The organism is Methylomonas sp. LW13 (assembly GCF_016865255.1).
In the GTDB taxonomy this organism is placed as follows: Bacteria; Pseudomonadota; Gammaproteobacteria; order Methylococcales; family Methylomonadaceae; genus Methylomonas.
The window spans coordinates 3,327,720-3,349,920 of the sequence record NZ_CP033381.1 but is presented as its reverse complement, the minus strand read 5'-3'; the positions used below and the strand labels follow the sequence as shown (position 1 = coordinate 3,349,920).

Sequence of the window (22,201 nt, the reverse complement as noted above, 5' to 3'; positions counted from 1 at the left end):
GAGAAAATGGATTTCGATTTTTCCAAGTTACAAGAAATTCTTTTAGAGTGGCCGTCACTCCAAATTTCAGAATTGACCGCTAACGACTCCCTCATGGATCGAATCCTTCAGATCCTGAAAGAGTTTGGGTGTACGGAAGTTTTACAAAAGTCCGATCTTCAGCCATTAATTCGGCATATTTTGCTTAGAGAATCTAGTAACTCGGGATGTGAGAAGAACCTACGTGTCCCTGCAGATTCAGCTTGGCCTTCAGAAGCGGACTGGACTTCGCACGGGGTTTCAGTCATGAGAGTTGGATGTGCAAATTCTTTCTTACTCTCTGTAGCATTATGGAATCCAACTTGGCTGGATGGTGGGAACGTTGGAGTGTTTACTGATGCATTTTCGAACAAAACTGTCAGGGAAGATGGACGTTGCCTAGCTGATCCTTTTATCACTGATGTGACGGGATATGAGTATTACTCAAGTCCTGGGCAACGGGAAGCAATTCGTGGAGCATTTTTGATTCCTCCTGGTGACACTTTAATCGTCAATTTGCCTACGGGGTCTGGAAAGAGTTTAGTTGGACAGGCACCTGCTTTGGTTCATTATCAAGATGGGCACTTAACCTTATTTGTAGTACCGACAGTTGCCCTTGCTATCGATCAAGCAAGGCAAATGGAACAATATTTTTTGAGATCTAAACAAATAAACCAAGCATGGCCTTTAGCATGGTATGGGGCCATGCCGGAAATTGATCGCTCTGAGATTCGCCACCGTATGCTCGAGGGGACGCAAAGAATATTATTTACCTCGCCGGAGGCGTTAACGACATCGCTGCTAAGAACGGTTTTTGAAGTAGCCCAAAATGGTATGCTTCGTTATATTGTTATAGATGAGGCTCATTTGATTACACAGTGGGGCGATGAATTCCGTCCCGAATTCCAAGTATTAGCAGGCTTACGCAATAGTCTGCTTCGAAAACTAAATGAAGCAAAACTTCCGCCTTTTCGTACCTTACTGCTAAGCGCCACATTCACTCCAGAAACCATAGATACGCTAGCAAATCTTTTTGGTCCTCCTGAAAGAGTTCAAATGATTGCCGCAGTGCATTTACGTCCTGAACCGCAATATTGGTTCTATAAAGCGCAATCTCGAGTCGAAAAACAAGAACGCATTTTAGAAGCCTTAAGACATGCGCCACGTCCGTTTATTCTTTATGTGACTACTCGAGAAGACGCGACCTTGTGGTACCGGATCTTAAAAAATGCTGGGTTAAAGAGGATTCAAAGGTTTGATGGTGGCACACATGGCCAGGAGCGCAAAAGGATCATTGATGGTTGGATCAGCAATAAACTAGACGGCATTGTTGCCACATCCGCTTTTGGCGTTGGTATCGATAAAGCGGATGTTCGTACCATTCTTCATGCGACGATACCCGAAACATTAGACCGTTTTTATCAGGAGGTCGGGCGTGGCGGACGTGACGGCATGCCTTCGGTTAGCTTACTGGTTTATGAAGATACAGACTGGGTATTAACCGAGAACATGGCAAACCCTAGACTTATTTCAAATGAATTGGGTATGGCCCGTTGGCGCGCACTGTACGAAAGCAGAAAAAATTACACAAACCATGGCGAGCTTATTAGGATAGATCTTAGAGCATTAAGACAGGGAATGAGCAGCGGTTTTGGAGAGAACCTGAAGTGGAATATGCGGACCCTAATGCTTATGGCGCGTGCCGGTTTTCTGGAGCTTGATGTCGAGCCAAACAGTATGCAAAGCGCGGAAAATGATACTGACTCCTATACATCTGCAATAACTGATCTTGCGGTCATGCGAATTCGCCTTTTTCGAAATGATCATTGTTTGGAAAGCGTATGGGAAGATGTTATTTCAAACTCTCGTCAGAAAACCTTAAATGCAGGTATAAGAAACCTTAAGTTAATGCAATCTCTTCTCAATGGAGAAAAGGAAGTTTCTGAAATTCTCAAGGACTTGTATCGTAATAATTCCGTGAGTTGGCCAGTTAGTGTGACTCAAGTTTGTGGTGGTTGTCCCGTTGATCGTTTCAGGGATAACAGGAAAGACCAATATCACGTTCCGATTGCTGTACCCATCTACAATCTATCCCCGCTTGATTTGTCAACCTGGCAATCAACATTCCCACACCTTGATCCTACATTTCTTGCAGTGTTCTACGAACCAGGAACTCCACTGTCTTCCTTTGTGAGCTTAGTTAAATGGTTGGTCATTGAATGCAACGTTAAGGAACTTAGTGTGGATCAATCCTCCGATCTTGCCAAACTTGCGGATTGGAGGAAATTATATCGGCATGCGCGGAGTGGAATAGTGATTAATCGCGAACTTGGACAATTGGATGAAGAACCTTACTCGCCTTTGGCAAGAGTGACTGTTTTTGATGAACGCATAACATCACAACAAATAAATAAATTATTGTTTATGCAACGCCCAGCGCACTGGGTATTTTATCCGTCAAACACAGCAGACCCAAACTATCCACATCGTTTAATCGCCGATACAGCGACAAACTCAGCACGACTCGAACAACTACTTGCAGTAATTAAACAATGACCATTCTCAACAACACTAGTGACGGATTGCATCCTGAGCTTATTGTTTTATTTCGTACTGTGGCTTATTTAGGCAAGGTTAATGCCGATGATCTTTTGCAGATATGCTTTCCTGACATAATCTCCGATACATCCACTCCAACGCGATTACGTGGGGCATTGTTACGTTGGACTCAACTAGGACTCTTCACAGAGAAGGATAACTGTATTTCTTTAGATGATAGATTTGCGAAAAGTAAAAAGGAGGATTTAGATAGCTTCACCGCCAAGTTGCCTACATTTTGCCGCAGCTTAATCCTAGAAGAGAAGAATGCTTTTCCATTCTGGGGAGAATCTGCCGCGCCTGCTGGTGATTTTGTTAGAGGTATTACCTGGTTGCTCGCACAAGATTTATATATGCTGCCAACGACATGGAGCGGTGGGGCAGAAAACCATGAAAAAGTACAGATAACTGGAGATAAAAAGATCGTCCAAAATGACACTCGCTGGACGAATCTACGTTTCTGGGCACGATACCTAGGTTTTGCTTCTGGCGATAGCGCCTCTTTTCAGATTGACCCAACGGTAGCCATTAGGGATGAACTGCCTTTGATTTTTGGAACACAACACGAATTATCTGCAAACGATTTTTTAACTGCGCTTAGCACACAGTTGCCGATCTTCGATAAGGGTGTTTATCGCAGTGAAATTGAAAGTAACTTGAATACGACGACTTGGCGAAAGCCGAGTGATGGGCATTTATCGATATCGCTCTCTTTTGCCTTGCGGCGCTTAGATTTAAATGGTGAGATCAAGTTGAAAGGTCGGGCTGATGCCGGTAGCAGTTTGCGGTTAACTGGCCGAATGTACCGTACATGGATAGGTTTCGAATCCGTTGTCTGGAATGGAGTGCATGCATGAGTCTCATGAATTATTGGCCTTCTTTAGATGAAATTAATAGATGTATTAAGGCTGAAGCTGAGAACTCTTCTGACGAAGTGTTGCTTGCTGTACATCAGCAGTTTCCTTTGTCGTATTCAAGAGTTGGTCCGGACGGCAAAGTCATGCCTGGAAGCAAAACACTAGCTACAGAAGATGAGCTCATCAGTTATTTTGTTGCTGATGCCCCTTCCGGAAGTCATGTACTACCCATTACCGGGGCTTCGGGCGTCGGTAAATCACACCTTATCCGAATACTCGACGCCCGTTTGCGTCGCCTGCCAAACGCGCACCGTTATCTAATTATTCGGATACCTAAGAGCGCCAGTCTAAGGCGTGTTGTGGAGTTAATTCTCGAGGCGGAGCCACTCCAAAATCCAAAATATGACCAAGTAAAGGAAGAGTTTTCTAGGGCTTTGGCAGATGTGCCGTTGCATGAAGCGGTTGTTATGTTTAAAGCACAATTAGAAATTGCCCTGAATGAGTATGCTTTAAGCTTAAGGCAAAGATTTGAACAAGACATGACGAATATAGCACTTAAAGATCGTTATGCTCATGCACTGGACTTGCCCAAACTTATGGCAGATGCAGAAACAGTTAGTCATTTTAGCCAGACAGTTTTTCCTAGGATTATTCAACGTTCGGTCAGTGGTGCAGTTTCTGTAGAAGGAGAGTTAAAAGAGGTTGACTCGACAGCATCACAGTTTAAGGAAGAGGACCTCGATTTGAGTGACATTGACCTTGGACAAGCCAATAAACGAGTTCAACGTTACTGCCAACTAAATCTTAATGCACAAGAGGGGCGAGGAAAATCTGTCGCCGTCAGCGTGCTAAATGAAGTTGTTGACAAAGCAACCCGACAACTTTATCAGTTAAACCAGTCTCTGGGGGGGATGACCCTTGCGGAAGTTATTTTGGAGATCCGGCGTCTCCTTTTGGTGGACAACAGGGAGTTGGTTATTTTGGTGGAAGACTTTGCCGCCTTGGTAGGAATTCAAGATACTCTTGCCAAAGTGCTGATTCAGGAAGGTGAAACCAGTAAAGGTAAAGAGTTTGCCACGATACGTTCTGCCATTGCCGTTACTGATGGCTATCTGGCGGGCAGAGATACCTTGGCGACCCGTGCAGGGCGCGAATGGGTGGTTGAGAGTCAACTTGAGTCGGAAGCCGAAACGTTAAGGCGCACAAAGGCACTTGTAGCATCATATTTAAATGCAGCGCGACACGGTGAGACTACATTAAAAAAATACTATCAACAAGCAAACTTAACGGATGAATCAGGCAATTTGTTCTGGTCACCAGGAGTTTATTCTGATGGAAGTGATGAAGACAACAAGACGCTAAATGCTTTTGGCTATATCGAGAACGTACCGCTTTTTCCGTTCACTGAAGCGGCTATTGAATTTCTTGCGCGCATCACTTTGACTTCAGGTAATGTCTTAATCTTCAATCCACGCTATGTCATCAAAAATATTATTAGGGACATCTTAATGATGGGCCGAGAAGCCTTTGTAAATGGACAATTTCCACCTCCTGGCATCACTGCAAAAGGGTCTCAAAAAGTTACCGAATGGCGAGCATCATTGCATGAACCAGAAGACCAACAAAATCGCTATGAACGTTTAGTCACTATTTGGGGCAATGACCCAAAGACACAATCAGAGATAGGTCGCATTCCCAAAGAAGTGTTTGAGGCTTTTGGCTTGCCTCAACCGGATTTTGATTACATTCCGCCGATTTCAAAACCGATTGAACCCACAGAAAAAACAACAGAGACAACCACTCGCAAGACCACTTCGGAGCAGGAACAAAAAATCCACGCGTATCAGACTGCGCTGGAGGATTGGGTTCGGAATGAAACAAGATTAGATCAAAAAATTGCTAATGAAATACGAAAGGCACTGGCAACTTTGATCAATCAGCGTATCGACTGGAATGCCGAGCGATGCCAGAAACTTAATGTGATTAAGGTGAATACATTTTCAATTCCTAAAGCGGGTGGTGAGGGCAATGTTTCAGATGATGCAATTAAGATAGCGATAAATAGCGACGACCCTGATGGGCGTTTACGTGGAGACTTGTTGGCACTATTGCGCTATGTCGATGTATACAAGTCCAACTCAGACTATGACGGCGTGGAAGAGGACCTTGCCCGTATCTCCAATTTAGTTGAACGTCTTATGCCGGATGTTATTGAGATTGTTCGTGCTTCGGTAAAAAAACACAACCAGTCTGTAATGTTCACCTTGGCAGCAAACAGTCGGTTGCTAGGTATCAGTGAGCGGAGAGGGACGCCAGCGGCGCTTGCTTCTTTTCTGTTTGGTAATTTTGAAGAAATTGAACTTGTGACAGATCCCGCTCCCGAATCGTTTAAAGAGTGGACAGTTCTACAAAAAAAAGCGGCCGAAATTAGGCCCCAATTACGGCAATTCTTACTTGATACAAACGGGTGTTTTCAGGGAACAGGGAAGACAGCGTATGGTGTTGATATAGTACGCTTATTGGATGATTACCCATCAGAAGGGTTCAGTATTGATTATGCAGATATATATGAACTTTCACCTGCTCTGAAGCAGGAGTTGCAGAACATGAGTGATGCAAAGGTAATAGTCCGGCTTAACCGATTGTTACAAGATGTAAAGAAAATCCAAAACTCAATAGTTACTGAACTTGGTACGGACTTTGATAAGCAAACTGTATTGAGTACATTTAAGGACTTAGCGACAACACTCAAAGATATGGGGACTTGGAGTGATAACGAGATTGGGATTTCTTTAAAAGGTTTCATGGATTTGTGTGAGGATTTTCGATCTGCAGCAATCAAAGAAAGCTTTTCAGTTCTACAAAGGAACGAGGACAGTAATGGTGATAATCAATTTCCAGCTAAAAGAATTGTGCAAGGGGCTAAACTTCCACTCTCGCCATTGCTCGTGACCGAACACTTTTTGAATGGTGCAAGGAAAGTTATAAGCGCAGCAGAAAAACAAGCAAAATTTCTTGAATCACAATATCAGGGGGTTAGTCCGGATGAAAAAGTACAGGAATTGACAGAGACATTTGATCATTTAATTGAAGACATACTTATATTGCAGAAGGGAGGGCAATAAATGTTGATGCTAGATAGGGCTCAATCGATGCTTAATCGTTTAAACAAGGCTCGAGAAGCAGGAGTGGATAAGGAGGAAGCAACGACTTTAGATGGCCTTAGAAAGGAACTTGAGCAACTGGCGAACCCAATATCACAACTCTCATTCAATGCCAAACTGCTCTCTAATCAAGGAGTTAAGCTATCTACAGTGTCCGAATTTAATTCTGCAGTTGAAACGGTTAGAAATGTTTCACAGCGTTTTCAAGAAGCGCCTAAATCAAGTACGTTAAAGGGCATGCGGTGGACTAGCTTGAATAACAAGTTGAAAACACTTTCAACAAAATCTAGTGAGGCCCAAGCCAATGATTGGAAAGTTTTCTTTTCAAGCAATTTTTTTGGCGGATTACCACCAAATCAGCGCAGTGCACAATTAGCACCTACGCCAGAAAATAAAAAGGCTTTAGAACGGTATAGAACACTGTATCAACACTTTAATAAATATCGTTCAAACATTCCTAGGAACACAGAAGAATTTGACGATCTTAGGAAACTATCTGATCAATTAGCTCAAATAGAATTTCAGGAAGACGTACCACGTGATGTCAGTAAGTTCTTTCAAGCAATTGGGACGGGCGGTGCAAGTCTCGAAATGCTTACTCCCGAAGTGATTGATTGGTTGCGCAGCAACAATTCACTGATGAACTATGTGGTCCGCGCTAAACAAATTTAATTAACCATGTCTAATTTACGTGAAACATTCCTGTCCAACGTTTTAGATTGCATAGAACAAAAAGAATCTAAATTATTAGTCTGGGGTATTGTCGATGGTTTTTTCCAGCGTCATGAGTTATCCGATCTTATTTCGCCGCTAATCGATTCGGCGCTTGAATCTGGAATTGACGAGTTTCTTGATACTGATGAGGTTATAACCGCACTTCTTGAACGTAAGCTATTGGTAGAGGTTGAAATCCCTGAAAGCGAGATTGGGTATCGATCGCGTATGGCTGAATCTGTTCGCCTCCTCCAAAGATTGCGCCAATTGTTTCCCAAACATGGCCGTAGTCCAAATGGTTGGCAAGAAGCCCCTACGCTGGTTGCTGATTTTCGCTTTCAGCGACGCCGTAGGCAATATCCTAAGCGCGATGTTACTCGAAATGAAGTCTTGGAACGAATAAAGTTAGTTGCTGATAATGCGTCGATCTTAACTGGCATTGAAGCGATACTTGCGGCAGGTAAAAAAGATATTTTGCTTTCTGGGTTTCAGGTCAGGGCTGCGGAACGGATTTTACGTGGTATAGAAAATAAGAAAGCATTAGCAACAATTGTTTGTTCTGGAACAGGTAGCGGAAAAACTTTGGCGTTCTATTTACCGGCACTTGCTTCGATGGTTCGACATCATCTCAGCGGTGATCCATTGCCCTGGGTTAAAACAGTTGCGCTTTATCCAAGGTCGGAACTTCTTAAAGATCAACTTCGCGAGGTTATTGGTCGATCGATTGGTATAACCAAATCTTTAAAAAACGTTGCTATTCGAGTCGGCGCACTATACAGCGATACGCCAACTGACATCCGTTGGTGTAAGTGGAATAAGATAGGCAATGACTTTATTTGTCCTACGCTGCAATGTGTTATGTGCAATGGAGAAATGCATTGGCATGAAACTGATTATAGTCTTGGCAAGGAGCGACTGAAGTGTAAAGACTGTGGGTGGGATATTAAAGGAGATGTATTTCCGTTGACGCGAAAGTCGCTTGCTCAATATCCGCCAGACATTTTGTTTACGACAACAGAGATGCTGAATCAGCGCTTGTCTGACAATAATTACAATCATCTGTTTGGAATAGGTGCTAAGACACAGAGACCACCTGAATTAGTACTTTTAGACGAGGTACATACTTACGATGGTAGACATGGAGCTCAAGTTGCTTATTTGATGAGGCGTTGGACTCATTTGGTCGAACAACCTTTACGATTTGTCGGGCTTTCAGCGACATTACGAGAAGCACCGTCCTTCTTCGCATCTCTGACAGGAGTTTGGGACACTAATGTTGAGGAAATTTCGCCGCGCCCAGATGAAGTCGAATCAGAAGGTGCTGAATACATGATAGCTTTGAGGGGGGATCCTGTGTCGCGTACCGCTCTGCTATCTACCACCATTCAGACTACGATGTTATTGCAGCGCTGTCTTGATCCAAGGACTGCAAGCGTAAATGACTCAGTGAGTGGAGGTTTGTTTGGTCAACGATCATTTGTGTTTACTGACGATCTTGATGTAACGAACCGACTTTACTTTGATTTACTTAGTGCTGAAGGTCGAGATAGTAACCAAAGGGTTGATAGGCGAAATGCGTCTGATGGTGGACTGGCAGTACTTCGGCGATCTGGATCATCGTTATCGCGATATAGAGATGGCCAGGATTGGCGAATGTGTGAGGAGTTGGGGCATGAACTCGGCAATCAATTGTTTATCGAGCGCGTCAGTTCGCAAGATAGAGGCGTGGATCAAAGAGCAGATGTCGTGGTGGCTACTGCTGCGTTAGAAGTGGGATTTGATGACCCCAGTGTCGGAGCAGTAGTTCAACACAAAGCACCTAGAGGACTGGCGGGATTCCTGCAGCGTAAAGGCCGGGCTGGCCGTACTCGTGGAATGCGACCTTGGACAGCCATCGTACTGTCAGATTATGGTCGCGATAGAATCGCTTACCAGGGTTACGACATACTTTTCGATCCTGAATTGCCGGCGAGGACGTTACCGCTCACTAATCGGTATATCACAAGGATGCAAGCAGTCTATTCTACAATCGACTATTTAGGGCAAAAACTTCAGGATGCCTCAGCGGGAAGCGTTTGGAGAGACTTATCGGAACTTACAAAAGGTAATCGGCGTAGTCGGTTAATAAAGGAACTGAGATCCATTCTTGAATCAGAAAACAGCACCAAAAAACTTGAGACTCATCTGCGTTTTTCTTTGAAAATGCAAAGTGATGAAGTTTCTGCCCTTTTATGGGAATACCCTCGTCCACTCATGACCATGGTCATACCAACCGCACTTCGCAGATTGTCGTCCGAGTGGTGTTTTAAAGGTCAATTAGGGCAAGATTTCCAGATCCGCAATAACCCATTACCAGATTTTATTCCTGCGACCTTATTCGCTGATCTTAATTTGGCTGAGGTTAAAATCGAGCTTCCACGAAGCAATCAAGAAGATCAGAACGCAATGCCTGTTTTTGCGGCTTTGCGCGAATTTGCGCCAGGACGCGTCAGTAGAAGGTTTGGGGTTCGGTATCGTACTGAGCGATATTGGATTTCTCCGTCACAAGAAGCTCTTTCCGGATTAGCATATTCAACTCTCGCAATCACTGACTTTGGCCAATATATCCCGCTCGGAAAATATTCCTACTGGAAGGATGGTGCCAAAATCGAAGTTCCTGTTTTCAGGCCTACGATTCTGAGGCCCTCTGCTCCTTCCGAAAACATTGCAGACAGTTCTCAAGCTCACCTTAATTGGGTTTCTCAATTTGTGCCGTTTGGTCAGCCAATTTGGTTGAAACCACCTAATGGTAGTGTGTGGAATACGCTCATTCCACAATTGGGATTTTTTACTCATTCCCGCCATGCACCAATTGAAGTGCGGCGTTTCGCAACGGGTTCGTTGGCCGAAGTAGGGATCGGGCCCGGGGAAAAGATTAGATTAAATCTCGATTTTACATTTGGGGAGGAGTCAGTTGCACTTGGCGCTGCGTTCTATGCGGATGGCCTGGTATTTCAGATAGTCTTACCAGATCGTCTATATTCCATTGCCGAAGGTTCTTCTGCTAAGTGGCGCGCACTAAGAACTACTCGATATTTTGATGATGCTTGGCGTGGCCAAGTCCTCGCCAATGTAGGTAGTCCCTTCATGCGCGAGTGGCTAGCACAGGTTTTTTTATCTGCAATTACATACGAGGCAATACAGACTAATAGTGATCTTTCCTTTGCAATTCAATCAGTGCTTTCGGGAACTGCCAGTATTAGTCTATCTCAAGTTCTAGCAATTCTTTTTCAGTCTCAGGTAATCGACACCGAAGAGGGTTCCGAAACTTGGGGCCAAGATCGTTTACGACAGGATATTGATGAATTGCTTACTCGCTCTGACATTCTTGAGGAATTGGAAAAATTAGCGAGAAATCTTTGGGAACCCATTTCTGCAGAATGGGAACCATGGTTGCGAGATGTCTATCATTGCACTTTAGGCTCCGCTCTATTGAAAACAATAGGAGATCTCTGTCCAACTATCAATTTAGATGATCTATCGATCGATCTAGATAGAGGACCTGAAGTTCATGAGCATCTTGCTCCTCGCAATGATTTTCAAGAGATTTGGATTACAGAGAAAAGTCCAGGAGGATGCGGACATATTGAAGAACTCATGCGTAGATATGCAGAGGACCCTCGTCACTTCTTTTCTATGGTTCGTTCCTCCCTTGAGATGAGCGAATTTGAATTAATTGATTACCAATTGACTAAGTTGATCCATCTTTTGGCCAACGATGATTCAGTTTCCGAAACGCGAAGTATGGTTAGGAAAGTTAGGGAAATATCAAACCATGAACAATTAACCAAAGCAGTACATAAATTAAGGCTAACTCTAGTAAACGAAGGATTTTCGCCATTTCATGGTTTTTTAGTTTCAATGGGAAACCGCATTTTAAGACCTGGGACTGGCACAGCATCTGATGCTTATCTTTCGACTGCTATCCAACGGTGGGAAGAAGAAGAGGCGCGATTAGGCTTAGAAATTGATTTAAGAGTGCTTTGTTATTGGCTAAGTCAAGCTGCAGATATTGACCATGTTGTTAATGAAGTTGGTATTTTACCTGGCCAGGATAGATCGGCTTGGCGAATGAGTGCCATTTACGGATTGTTATGGGCTAGAGGCAGAGGGATTAGACAATCCTCATTACAAATTTGGAATCAGTTTAACGAATTGCCACCAATAGAACGCCTATTAGTTATAGAGACTATTAAAGACGATCGTGAATTGGTGCCAGTAGATAATGACAATAACTGGTTGGAAAATGCCATCGAGCTTTTAGCTAAAGGTCGATTAGTTACATTGACATGCCTTGACGTAAATCGCGCCAAATTAGGTTCAGCTCTTCATACATTCATTACAAATCCGATTGATTCTGGTTATTTGAAAGCATATGCGAAATTACAAGGAGTGAGAAAGACAAACGATTTGCTAGAGATTGATATAGAACTTCTCGAGGCGGTGCAATGAAAGTTCTTTATCGTCGTATTTTTAAGAGTCAGCATACCGGAGTAGCAACACTTCGTGAATTGCTTCAAATGATGTTTGTGGGTGAGATGCTACTAGCAGGAGAAAAAATTTGGATCGTATCTCCTTGGATTAGTAATGTCGTTCTAATTGATAATAGATCTGGCAATTATGATACTTTGAACCCCGAATGGAGTAGAAGAGAAATTCGCTTGATAGATGTATTACTTGCACTAATGGCGAGGGGGAGCCAAGTAGTAATAGTGACTCGTAACACAGAAACAAATACACCTTTTATTAATAAATTAAGGGATATGACAGAACAATTCGCCTTAGAAAGTGAATTGACAATTAAGCTTCAAGATCAATTACATACAAAAGGAATATTGCTTTCTAATAGTCTGTTGATTGGGTCTATGAATCTTACTTATAACGGTCTTGAGATGAATGATGAATGGATTCAGTTTTCAATTGATCCAGAAGACATTGCAAAGTCGCGGTTAGAATTTAATATCTATCTAGAGGGCTTATGAGTATCACTATCCCTCCCCAAGAGTTGTGGTGGTTAACAAGGTTTTTTTCTGGAAAAAACCAATTGTCATGGCAAAGTATTGAATCTGGTCAAGTTGCAACAGCCGATTTAGATAGGGTTATTCCTTGGATAAAATTGATAAACTCACCAGTAATTGATCGGCCATTAGTACTGCCACTATATGGTTCTAATGGTCCCATAGCTTGGTATGGAATGGCCATAGACGATCAAATGTTTTGTCAATTAATAGATGAAATTAATAGCTTTATTGGGCCGAGTTATAGTGACTTCAGTGGTGAATCTTGGGAGTTATCAGATACCAGCGAACCAGAGTTGGTATTAAAAGAACGTTTTGGTAATCGCGTTATAAGGTTCAGTAGTGAGAAATCTAATAATTATCAAAAAATTGATCAGTCTTTATCTCTGTATCGCGACCTTCTTTCTCGACGCCCAACCATACCGGATAGAACACAAAGGCCTTTTGGAAAAATAAGGCGCGACTTTGATTTGGCATTGTTAGCAGGGAACGCTAAACATGCCCAAGAATTTCTAGACGAATTGATTGATTCAGGTCGTGTAGATGCCGAGCAAAGAAAATATCTTGAAGTGCGTTTCCTTGCTGGATTAGGTCGCAAGGAGGAATTAGCTAGAAGCCAGCCATTAATTTCTTCCATTCAGGATCTGAATCTTCCGAGACAAACGTTAGTTGATGTGGTTGATTCGCTTTATGAAGCGTATATCAGACCGATTGAAACAAATCTTAATGTAGACGAGATTATTGCTGGGTTTAAACAAAATATTTCTCGCTCATTTGGTTCGTTGTTTAAAGATCGAAAGGGAATACGGCATGCCACTGTCCTTAGAGCTTTTTTGTTATTTGAGTTAGTAAAGGATGAACCGAATGTTAAAAGGTGTGATTCGATTCTTACTGCTTATCCGGAAAGTGCCGAGGGTCGCAATCTAATAGATCGATGGGTTGGCTTATTACAGGAAAAGGCGAACGATAAACCGACAGTAATTGAGATAACCCCTTTAGAAAGTGCACGTCAGGCGATTGCAGATGAGGACTATGTCACAGCATCTCAACTTTGTTTTGAATTACTTCCACAGTACTGGGCTTACAGTACATTGCTTCGTTGTGCCGCAGAGTTAAATTCTATCGATGTTAATCGAAAAGTTTTCGAGGTATTGGATGCTATACCTGAAGATGTTTTGGCTCGATTTAGTTCGAAGGACCATTCACGCTTTGAAAGTCTTCGACTAGCCATTGCTCAATCATCTAATTCATCAGAGATAGATTCGGATTGGATTGGTTGGGCTCAAGAAGTAGCGAATGGCGTGACATTAACTTCGGCTATCGCCGTTCTCGACGAGAATGTTACCAAATGGAGTATTGATGACTATAGCAACGACAATGATCGATGTAACAAATTAGCGCAACTAATCGGTAATGCAATTGGAGAGCAAGAGGAAATTTATCGTCAAGCATTCCCTTACCTTGTTGAATTTTTCATTGAACGACAAAGCCAATCCAGTCGGGCGTTTACACCGATCTATCTAAACCTCATTAAAAGTCTCGGATGGAGTGGCGCACTTTCCCCAGATGAACTCGAGATTGCATCGTCGCTCGTCCACGCACTATTTGCTACAGGGCCAGATCTTCCAGTTTATCAAGAGAGCATTGAGGATTTATGTGAAATCATTTCAGCGAATAACTCCCCAATTCATCTTGATTGGGCTCTTAATGCATCCGAACTTCTAGTATTGTATCCAGCTCAAGATGGCGGCAAATTGCGATTGCAGTTTTTTTCGAAAGTGCTTTCTATAGTCAGTTCATTTCCCCATCGAGTAACTGCAACACAGCGAGATGTCCTTGAGTTTCTTGCAAAGGACTACGGTTGCTTCAATATTCTCGAATCGTTACCGCCGCCTAGTGACAATGAAATTGATAGCCATAAGCATGCTATAGCGACTGAGTTTACGGGGTTAATTGGTATTTACACTCTTACGGAAGGTGCAGGCCAACGTGCGAAGCTTATCTTGCAAAAATACTTTCCAGGAGTTCGAGTTGAGACAAACAATGATGGTGTTGCAACTGATCGTCTGGTTTCACTTGCGAAGAATGCCGATGTATTCGTATTTGCTTGGAAAAGCAGCAAACATCAAGCTTACTATTGCGTTAAGGACTCGCGCAAAGAACGGGGTATCATTATGCCTTCTGGTAAGGGTACTGCCAGCATAGTTAAGAGCGCACTAGATGGTATTGCATTTCGTTAATACAACACTTTCCAAGGTAAGTAATGGCAATTTCAGATAGGCTTGTTGGTAATTGGAAAGCCACAACGGACGGTGAAAAACTCTTTCATTTTTTAGTTAAAAACGTAGGCGAATTTAGAGCGCTCGAACATCTCTATAATGACTCAATTTCCGATATTATTCGAGGTCGCGATTTTATGCGATTCACTGAAGGCGCAATCGTATTGCACTGTTTTGGCAGGTTGTTGCAAGCTGCAAAATGGTATCGGAAAGAATATATAGATTGTCCTCAGCAGAGTAACCGGGCAATTGAATCATTTGCGATTGAAACTCTTGGCATTTCAAAAGCCACGTGTTCTTCATTCTCAAAACTTGCTCAATTGGCACTCGAAGCAGCAAATGCGGCAAGTGACTCTAGCAAAACACCTAATGCACGAGAGAAAGGCAAAGTCATCAAGAATTGTAAGAAAATTTTCAATTGTTATTCATGCGGCATTGATCTACATCCGGATGATAAGGCAGATATGATAACGGATAATGCAACAGGGAAATTAATTCCTAATCCGCATTATCTTGAATACGAACATCTCTGGCCACATACATATGGAGGAAATTCAATTGAAGAAAATTTATTGCCATCATGCCCCTATTGCAACAGAGCAAAATCGAGCATAGCTTCCTGGGAGTGGGTTCCCTTGCAATCTATTTTTCCAAAGTTTGAAGGTAAGTCTGAATTTATATGCGATGATAATCATCCTTGTGAACTTAAAATCGGGTTACATATGAGAGTTGCCATTTCTTATGCGAGAAAGAATGGCTCCACATTAAAAAATGCATATCTTTCGGTTGGTCCTAGACTTCAACGAATTCATTTAGTAGATGCCTTCGACACTGCTGATTTTTTTAATTTAAGAGTTCATGATTTTCAAGAGTCAGGGATATATTTAGAGGATTTATAATGAGCAACTCTTTTCATTATCCAGTCTTTGTTTATAGTCAGCGAAATACTTCCAATTCGCCTAGATTTTGCTTATTTCGTGCTAAAGTATCAGAGATTTTGCAATGGGCGGCTATTCAACGATTAAGTAAGAACGATCCGGCAGCAATTCAGCGTGATCCCAAAAGAACCCGAATTCTAGGTATTAAGAGATTTCTTGAACGTGAACCAAGAAACACAATACCAACAGCAGTTATATTGACATTAGATAATATTGATATAACTTTTGTCTCTATTGATGAACAGCAGGATCAAGACAGGGTTATTACGGATTCTGGATTAGCTGTTTTGAAAATCAATCTACCTAACAACATTTCTGATTCTGAAAAGCCAGGACTGGTAATAGACGGACAACACAGACTAAAAGGTATCGAAGCATATGATTGTCAAACTTGCGTAAATGTTGTGGCACTCCTCGATGCAGATGCTGATGAAAAAGCTTTTCAATTTTTAGTAATTAATAACAAGGTAGCTAAAGTATCAGTTGATCACATTAGGGCTCTTAATTTAAATTATAATACTGCTAGATTAACAGACCGCTTGAAAGATGCTCGGTTGAGTCTCAATGACAATGTCGGTTCCGTTGGTGTTATGGACAAGGACTCCGAAAGTCCTTTTAAAGGTTTGATTAAATGGCCAAACAATATGTCTTATGACGGTGACAAGGCTAATAATGAAGGTTTTGTAATGCCAGCAGCCATAGAGGCGGCAATTGGATTTATCAAATCTCTTGGCGTTGGAGATCTAGATGATAACGAAAGTATTGACGAGTTTTTTATTACCATTTGGAACGTGATTTCTACTGAGTGGAAGTCCATTTTTAACAATAATAAAGGGAATAAACTTTTAGATAAGGTTGGCATCGTTTGTTTAACAGAGTTTCTGGTGCGTGAGTTGCGTTCGATGTCAATAAATAAACATACAAAATTTAGCATGGCTGATCCAGATAAGGTTGCAGAATATACGAAGGATATACTTGAAGGGATAAATGCAGATTTTTGGACATCAGAATGGAAAAGCACGAGTTACGATACTCGCGCTGGTCGTGATCAAATTGTTGCAAGTTTACAAAGCATATATGGAAATATTTCCGATGGCAAACCCTGGTACGAAGGGGTAGACGTATTGGCTCGTTAATTAAAAATATAATAAGAATCCATTCGAACCACCTATAGATTTAGTTTTTTGATCTCCAGTGTTATTCAGATGAGATCTTAAATAATTGAATAGAATGCCCTTGGTTAATGTGTGCATTCAACCACCTTGGAATACGACCTTTGCCAGTCCAGGTGTTGTGTGGGTTATGCGGGTCTTTATATTTAATTATTGATTTTCTTTTGCCATATATTTTCTGTTTGCTTGGCATAATAATTTCAACCTGAATTCCAATTCTATCTGCTATTTCTCTGATCTTTTCTATTCCATCCTGACGTTTCTCTTCTAAACGTTGATTTAGAATTTGTCTGGCAGTGTTTATTAAATCCTTAAGTTCCTTTTCTGATAGATTTGAAAGATCGCTATCAAAACTCATAACTCATCGAACTCCTATTGCTTTAGTCAACGTCGTTCAGTGGTGCGAACTATATCAAATTTTATAACCGAGTTGATATAGTCTTATCCTTTGGGCTCACGAAAGGCTCTATAACCTCTGGAATGTATGTCACAAGAATGACATGAGCCACATCCATAGCACCACGAATATAATTTATCGATTTTTGAATATTCTTTAAAGGTTGGCACTCTCGCCATTTTTAAATATCAACAATTTCAAGAAGTAATCACATCAGTACGTCTTGAGCGTAGATCTGATCTGACAATAGAAGTAAGATAATGAGTGAGGGAGACGATATCTTTATTTATATTTTGAATGGCTTTCCAATGGCGTATATCATTTTCCGCCAATTTCCACTCACCGTGCGTCCATGCGGTACGTCCAGATAAACATCCCATACCTTTTGCGAAATCTTCCCAATTTCTTGCTCCATCAAGCAATGCCAGTATTTCCATAACGTAGCCTAGTGAAACAATACCTGCACCGTGAACTAATCGCGATGTCTTTGGAGTATGTCCGTTCCATTCATTTGCAAATACTTTTTGAACTGCTCGATAAAATTCGCTAATCAGATCAAAACAACGCTCGGCACCGTCATTTTCTTTTATAAATTCGCGCATCATGCCATCGTTAACCGAGTTCATGACCACTCGCTGAATTGAAGTGTCTGCAATAAAACCATTTGGATTGGTTTGCTGACGAATTAATCCTTTCAGTGACGAGTTAGGGTCATAATTAAGGCGTGCTGTTAAATCGGCCGCAAAAGTGCGCGCGTCTAGTCTGTGAGGGAGTCCATCTACTGTGGGCAACAATTCGTAAATAAGTGATTTTGGAAGTGGTTTTGTATTGTTAATCAATACAAATTGTCTTCTTAATTCTGCATCGTCTTTACAAATCAGTGCCGAAACGAAAACTTGAAAATCCTTGTTTTCAATTTGGCTTAGTGCGCTCAATCTTTGTTGACCATCTACAACAAGTCCTGGTGGAATATCTGAAGTTTCTATCAATATTCGGCAGACGTTTCCATCCAATGGTTCGATCGTAATGCCATCAGTAAAAGCAACTACAATGGGGTTGGGTAGAACTGCTTCAGCTTTTTCAAGATAATCGCGAATTTCTCTAATATGCGAAGCAATTTGTGGGCGTTGAAACCCACTAAGATGACCTTCTGAATCTCGGCCAATTCTTTCGATAGATGCAAAGCGTAAAAGATCTTCCGCACTTGCAGCAAAAGAAACAACTGTATGGTTAGGGCTTTGTTGTGCGCGAATTGCTAAGAACGATATTTTATCCATTTAGTGAGCCTTGTTTGTTTAGGGTATCAATTATCCCTTTATATACTTGGAGATTATGCATTCCACGTCGCCTATTTCTATTGCTAGCACGAAAAATCATTACCTCAATAGAACTATCCTGACAAATTGGACACGGACACTTTTTCCAAGGTTTTTCAGTGAGCGTTTCGAGGTATTGTGCCTTTAACGTAGTAATTTTATTGGTGTGCTTTACTTCGTCATAAGGTTTCTCCAGCATAAGAGGAGAGCTGTACAACATGACGGCTTCAAGGGTTTCTTCTAATTCAGCAAGTCCTTCGTCATATGCTCTTAGATGAAGAAGTGCATTTTTTTCCAGCTTGACTAAATCTTCCGAACGAAAGACTCCTCGCTTAATTAGTCGTAACAATCGTTGGTTCTCAATTGCTTGAGGTACACGAATTGCTGTGAAATAGCGTAAAGAAACATCGCCTGTGCGGACGTAATAGTTCTGTTTATTATCTTTAAATGCCCGAATTAAAGGGGACGTGGTATCAAAGCTAGTGATGTTATAAGGTGTAAAAGTCGAGATCTCATCGGCTTTTGCGAACCCCAAGATATGTAACCGGGTAGATGCAGGAATGGTTGAGCGGATAGACTCAAGACACATCTTAATTTGAGCTGCTTTTAGTGGGACCATCCCTCCTACAGCTAGATATGTATATCCCATAGAAACCAAGCGTCGTGCAGCTTCAGCCATGCTCTCTGGAGACCAACCTTGAATAACTCCTAGAGGAGTGAAGCCTTTTCCTAGCGCTCTGCTTTCTTTCAAAAAAACGTCTGCGTTTTCTAACGTTATATCAAAACGTCGCCGAGCGTCTTCACCCCCTCCTTCCAGACCTTTTACTGTTGGATCGAAGTCAAAAATAATGTGGTCAACTGAGCACCCATGAGAAAACTGACCATCATGGTAAAACTCCAGCATATTTTCTGGCGAAAATGGTGGTACTTCTTCTTTCGCATACGAGAATGCGCCACAATCGCCAAAGATATCTAGATGACTGAATTTGGGATGATCGAGTCTCAGAAATTCTCGTGCTCCAATTCTACGGAACCGCATTGCTTGTGAGTCTGTATATAAGCCATCTACAGTTGCTCTGGATACTAAGACTCCATCGTAAGGTGCCGAGCTAAACATTTCATGTGGGTAACGATCGTCCCAATATACTTTACGGCTAGGTTTCGATCGATCGTTCAAAAAATCATACTCGGGATCAACCATATCCATGCTGTCAGCAAAGATAAATTTCATCGGTCCCGCCTTGATAATTCTCTATCCAGTCTGATAAGAAACTCGCTTAATCTTGTAATGTGTGGTCCAGTATTTTGGACTTCATTCCAGCGCCAACCAAGGTCTGCCCAGGTCCCTTCTGTCCATGCACAATGAGGGGCAAGCCTTTCCAAAGAATCACGTACTTCAACTTCTGGGTTAGAAGAGCCATCCGCCCTCAACATAATTTGATCCATTAATGCCCCCAATGCTCGAATTCCAGCAGAATGCATCAATCGGCTTTCAGTGGGAGGCTTACCCCAAGCGTTTTGAAAAACGTCACGCACGGCAGACCAGTACGTGGTTAGGGTTCTATACATTCCTTCAGTATCAATATCGTTAGAAATCTTGAATTGACTAAGGGCTCCCAATGGAGGTTTTAAATTTCGGCGAAAGGCTTCAATTAATGCGGAATCAACTACGATGGCATTGGTACTCTCAGAATCAGATTCTCTTCGGATCAAGCGGTAAAATGGGGAGCGTGGGTCTTTATTTAGAAGATTGCATAATTCGCTAGGAAGCTTTCTTGCGGCCAGGTCTTTAGGCAAAGCCATATTTACCTCTGGAAGTAGTTCGTTGATTAACCGAGTTGGAAGCGGTTTCGCTTTGTTAACCAATATGAACTGCTCGCGCTGGATTTCGATATCCGGACAAACGAAACCTACAACTGGAATTGCGATTTCATTGTTCTTTGATCTAGCCAAAGCCAATGATCGCTGTTGGCCATCTACAATCCAAGCTATACGCTTACCTTCAGGATAAATAGGAATCGATAGTGTTCCTGCCTGAGCAACGTCTATAAAGTTTATAGGGGACGGACCTCGAGTTTGTTTAAACTCAATTTCGTTCGAGAGAGCTAATATGATGGCATTAGGAAATAAAACTGGCCCACTGTTTAAGAACTCAACAATAGCGTTAACGTGACTACGAATTTCTTTACGTTGGAACCCCCGCATTTCACCATCTTCCCTACAAACGCGAGAAATATCAGCGACCTTTGTTATATCGGAGCCAAAAAGAAAAAAAGAATAAACGTCGACATTATTACCTTGGGTACTATGTAATGCTCGAACAACTATATGCTCTATTGCTTTAGGCATTAGCGCGTCTCCATTAACTTAGCTACGTTATGGAAAAGTCGTTGAAATCTTTTTTGCTCACAAGCGATGCCTAAGGAGTCTCTAAAAAACCTTAGCATCTTTGTTGGTGACGTAAAGCTTTCAGACCATTGCTCTTGAATAAGGCAAGTCATTTCTTCATCCGAGAACCTAACGCCAGCAACATTTTTGTGAGGTTGTAACTCTTTCAAAACTTCTTCTACTAAAAAAGTGTGAATTTCAGATGAGTTAATTGACGAAATTGGAAGAATAGACTCAGCAAAGTGCCTCAATGCACGCTGTGGAAAGTCATTCAGCGTTCCCCGATTTGGTCCTTCTTGTCCATCAAATCGCTCATCGTACGGCATCAAATAAGGTAACAGGCAACTTGAAACATCGCTTCTATTAACTCTCAAAAACAACCTCAACTTTGATTTTTCCGTGTCATTAAGCGCAATGAGTTGATTTTGGATCAACTTGAAATATGGATAAGACATTGCGATCAACACCAGTTCATATGGCCGGGTATTTAAAGCCACAGAAAAGGGACTCTTGCGATTCAATGCATCCCACCAATCAGACACACTTCCTTCAATCAATTTATCAAGTACATAATCGCCATTCCCTTTAGAGATTGTCGAACTGTAGGTTGGAACTTCGTTTGACGCCTCTATTAATCCAAGTCCTGCTGAGGCCACAAGTAGCTTAGCATTCAACAGAGTTGTTGCACTTTTGACTTCGGCGAACACACGTCCACAGTAAAGCCATTCAGCGGAAGTTTTCTTATCAACCTTTGCTAATTGCGTTAACCACCTACCTGCTAGTTCGTCAACATTGCCAGGATCGTACTGACCAATACTGCACTCTGGAGGTGGCTCCAGTCGTTTTCTATTTGTGCAGTTTGTAATGATTAATGTCTTTTCCTTAAGCATTTTTCAAAAATAATTGATGTATTTATTTTTAGATAAAAATATTTATTGCATGCAGTTAATTGTAAGTAAAGACATCATAAAGTCAACAAAAAGCGTACAGTTAATTGTGTAATGATGATGAGTGGCGCTTTAGAAAATGAGGAGTGATGGACAGATGTTTGGGATTGCAGGGGGCTACCTAGACTAAGGAGAACCGTTTTTTTTAGAACCTATAAGACACCGACATGACTAATACATACCTAATACAACCGATAGATCGTGCTGGTGGGCTTCGGTACCTTCGAAGTGAAAGAGCGTGCCGAGCGTACTGGCCCCAATCCACAAACCGGCGAAGCGATTACCATTGCCGCCGCCAAATTGCCTTCGTTCAAAGCCGGCAAGGGCTTGAAAGACGCGGTTCAGTAAAGTTTAGG

The 22,201-nt window shown here is 42.0% G+C and carries 14 protein-coding genes and 1 pseudogene; 10 read left to right on the top strand and 5 right to left on the bottom strand.

Annotated features, from left to right (window positions below; genetic code table 11):
* Nucleotides 1-6: 6 nt before the first annotated feature.
* The 9 genes from dpdF to JL719_RS15050 are packed head-to-tail and all read left to right on the top strand — an operon-like array spanning nt 7 to nt 16,761.
* Nucleotides 7-2,574 carry a protein DpdF gene (gene dpdF, locus JL719_RS15090; protein ID WP_033159488.1) on the top strand — a complete coding sequence of 856 codons (2,568 nt, stop codon included), beginning with the start codon at nt 7-9 and terminating at the stop codon, nt 2,572-2,574.
* Nucleotides 2,571-3,473: a protein DpdG gene (dpdG, locus tag JL719_RS15085; protein ID WP_051670543.1), complete on the top strand. Its 903-nt coding sequence runs from the start codon at nt 2,571-2,573 to the stop codon at nt 3,471-3,473. The genes dpdF and dpdG overlap by 4 nt, the downstream gene beginning before the upstream one ends.
* Complete coding sequence (gene dpdH, locus JL719_RS15080; protein ID WP_033159487.1) at nt 3,470-6,598, top strand: protein DpdH; 3,129 nt, start codon at nt 3,470-3,472, stop codon at nt 6,596-6,598. The genes dpdG and dpdH overlap by 4 nt, the downstream gene beginning before the upstream one ends.
* A complete protein-coding gene (locus JL719_RS15075; RefSeq protein WP_033159486.1) occupies nt 6,599-7,309 on the top strand; it encodes a hypothetical protein in 711 nt (236 codons plus the stop codon).
* 6 nt (nt 7,310-7,315) lie between these two features.
* Nucleotides 7,316-11,842, top strand: a complete 4,527-nt coding sequence (gene dpdJ / locus JL719_RS15070; protein WP_033159485.1) for a protein DpdJ — start codon at nt 7,316-7,318, stop codon at nt 11,840-11,842.
* Nucleotides 11,839-12,372 carry a phospholipase D-like domain-containing protein DpdK gene (gene dpdK / locus JL719_RS15065; protein WP_033159484.1) on the top strand — a complete coding sequence of 178 codons (534 nt, stop codon included), beginning with the start codon at nt 11,839-11,841 and terminating at the stop codon, nt 12,370-12,372. Before dpdJ ends, dpdK begins: the two co-directional genes overlap by 4 nt.
* On the top strand, nt 12,369-14,648 hold the full coding sequence (dpdD, locus tag JL719_RS15060; protein ID WP_033159483.1) for a protein DpdD: 2,280 nt from the start codon (nt 12,369-12,371) through the stop codon (nt 14,646-14,648). The genes dpdK and dpdD overlap by 4 nt, the downstream gene beginning before the upstream one ends.
* 23 nt (nt 14,649-14,671) lie before the next feature.
* A complete protein-coding gene (locus JL719_RS15055; protein WP_033159482.1) occupies nt 14,672-15,586 on the top strand; it encodes an HNH endonuclease in 915 nt (304 codons plus the stop codon).
* Complete coding sequence (locus tag JL719_RS15050; protein ID WP_033159481.1) at nt 15,586-16,761, top strand: DGQHR domain-containing protein; 1,176 nt, start codon at nt 15,586-15,588, stop codon at nt 16,759-16,761. The genes JL719_RS15055 and JL719_RS15050 overlap by 1 nt, the downstream gene beginning before the upstream one ends.
* A gap of 61 nt (nt 16,762-16,822) precedes the next feature.
* On the opposite strand, the gene JL719_RS15045 is transcribed toward JL719_RS15050, so the two are convergent.
* The 5 genes from JL719_RS15045 to JL719_RS15025 form a co-directional block, all read right to left on the bottom strand.
* Nucleotides 16,823-17,155 carry an H-NS histone family protein gene (locus tag JL719_RS15045; protein WP_033159480.1) on the bottom strand — a complete coding sequence of 111 codons (333 nt, stop codon included), beginning with the start codon at nt 17,153-17,155 and terminating at the stop codon, nt 16,823-16,825.
* A 236-nt stretch (nt 17,156-17,391) separates the two neighbouring features.
* Complete coding sequence (gene dbpB, locus JL719_RS15040) at nt 17,392-18,471, bottom strand: DGQHR domain-containing protein DpdB (protein WP_033159479.1); 1,080 nt, start codon at nt 18,469-18,471, stop codon at nt 17,392-17,394.
* Nucleotides 18,464-19,741 carry a tRNA-guanine transglycosylase DpdA gene (dpdA, locus tag JL719_RS15035; protein WP_033159478.1) on the bottom strand — a complete coding sequence of 426 codons (1,278 nt, stop codon included), beginning with the start codon at nt 19,739-19,741 and terminating at the stop codon, nt 18,464-18,466. The genes dbpB (JL719_RS15040) and dpdA overlap by 8 nt, the downstream gene beginning before the upstream one ends.
* The gene (dbpB, locus tag JL719_RS15030; protein ID WP_033159477.1) at nt 19,738-20,859 is read right to left on the bottom strand and encodes a DGQHR domain-containing protein DpdB; all 1,122 of its coding nucleotides are present in this window, start codon (nt 20,857-20,859) and stop codon (nt 19,738-19,740) included. The genes dpdA and dbpB (JL719_RS15030) overlap by 4 nt, the downstream gene beginning before the upstream one ends.
* Nucleotides 20,859-21,788 (bottom strand): hypothetical protein, encoded by a 930-nt coding sequence (locus tag JL719_RS15025; protein ID WP_033159476.1) that lies wholly within the window; start codon nt 21,786-21,788, stop codon nt 20,859-20,861. The genes dbpB (JL719_RS15030) and JL719_RS15025 overlap by 1 nt, the downstream gene beginning before the upstream one ends.
* Before the next feature lie 255 nt (nt 21,789-22,043).
* Between JL719_RS15025 and JL719_RS15020 the strand changes: the two are divergent.
* Nucleotides 22,044-22,193 (top strand): annotated as a pseudogene (locus JL719_RS15020) (HU family DNA-binding protein); the annotation flags it as partial.
* Nucleotides 22,194-22,201 lie beyond the last annotated feature (8 nt).

Bases quoted from the DNA above. Each gene is read 5' to 3' on its own strand.
- JL719_RS15075 (WP_033159486.1), top strand. From the start codon at position 6,599: ATGTTGATGCTAGATAGGGCTCAATCGATGCTTAATCGTTTAAACAAG.
- dpdK (WP_033159484.1), top strand. From the start codon at position 11,839: ATGAAAGTTCTTTATCGTCGTATTTTTAAGAGTCAGCATACCGGAGTA.
- JL719_RS15050 (WP_033159481.1), top strand. From the start codon at position 15,586: ATGAGCAACTCTTTTCATTATCCAGTCTTTGTTTATAGTCAGCGAAAT.
- dpdF (WP_033159488.1), top strand. From the start codon at position 7: ATGGATTTCGATTTTTCCAAGTTACAAGAAATTCTTTTAGAGTGGCCG.
- JL719_RS15045 (WP_033159480.1), bottom strand. From the start codon at position 17,155: ATGAGTTTTGATAGCGATCTTTCAAATCTATCAGAAAAGGAACTTAAG.
- dpdG (WP_051670543.1), top strand. From the start codon at position 2,571: ATGACCATTCTCAACAACACTAGTGACGGATTGCATCCTGAGCTTATT.
- JL719_RS15055 (WP_033159482.1), top strand. From the start codon at position 14,672: ATGGCAATTTCAGATAGGCTTGTTGGTAATTGGAAAGCCACAACGGAC.
- dpdJ (WP_033159485.1), top strand. From the start codon at position 7,316: ATGTCTAATTTACGTGAAACATTCCTGTCCAACGTTTTAGATTGCATA.
- dpdA (WP_033159478.1), bottom strand. From the start codon at position 19,741: ATGAAATTTATCTTTGCTGACAGCATGGATATGGTTGATCCCGAGTAT.
- dbpB (WP_033159477.1), bottom strand. From the start codon at position 20,859: ATGCCTAAAGCAATAGAGCATATAGTTGTTCGAGCATTACATAGTACC.
- JL719_RS15025 (WP_033159476.1), bottom strand. From the start codon at position 21,788: ATGCTTAAGGAAAAGACATTAATCATTACAAACTGCACAAATAGAAAA.
- dpdD (WP_033159483.1), top strand. From the start codon at position 12,369: ATGAGTATCACTATCCCTCCCCAAGAGTTGTGGTGGTTAACAAGGTTT.
- dbpB (WP_033159479.1), bottom strand. From the start codon at position 18,471: ATGGATAAAATATCGTTCTTAGCAATTCGCGCACAACAAAGCCCTAAC.
- dpdH (WP_033159487.1), top strand. From the start codon at position 3,470: ATGAGTCTCATGAATTATTGGCCTTCTTTAGATGAAATTAATAGATGT.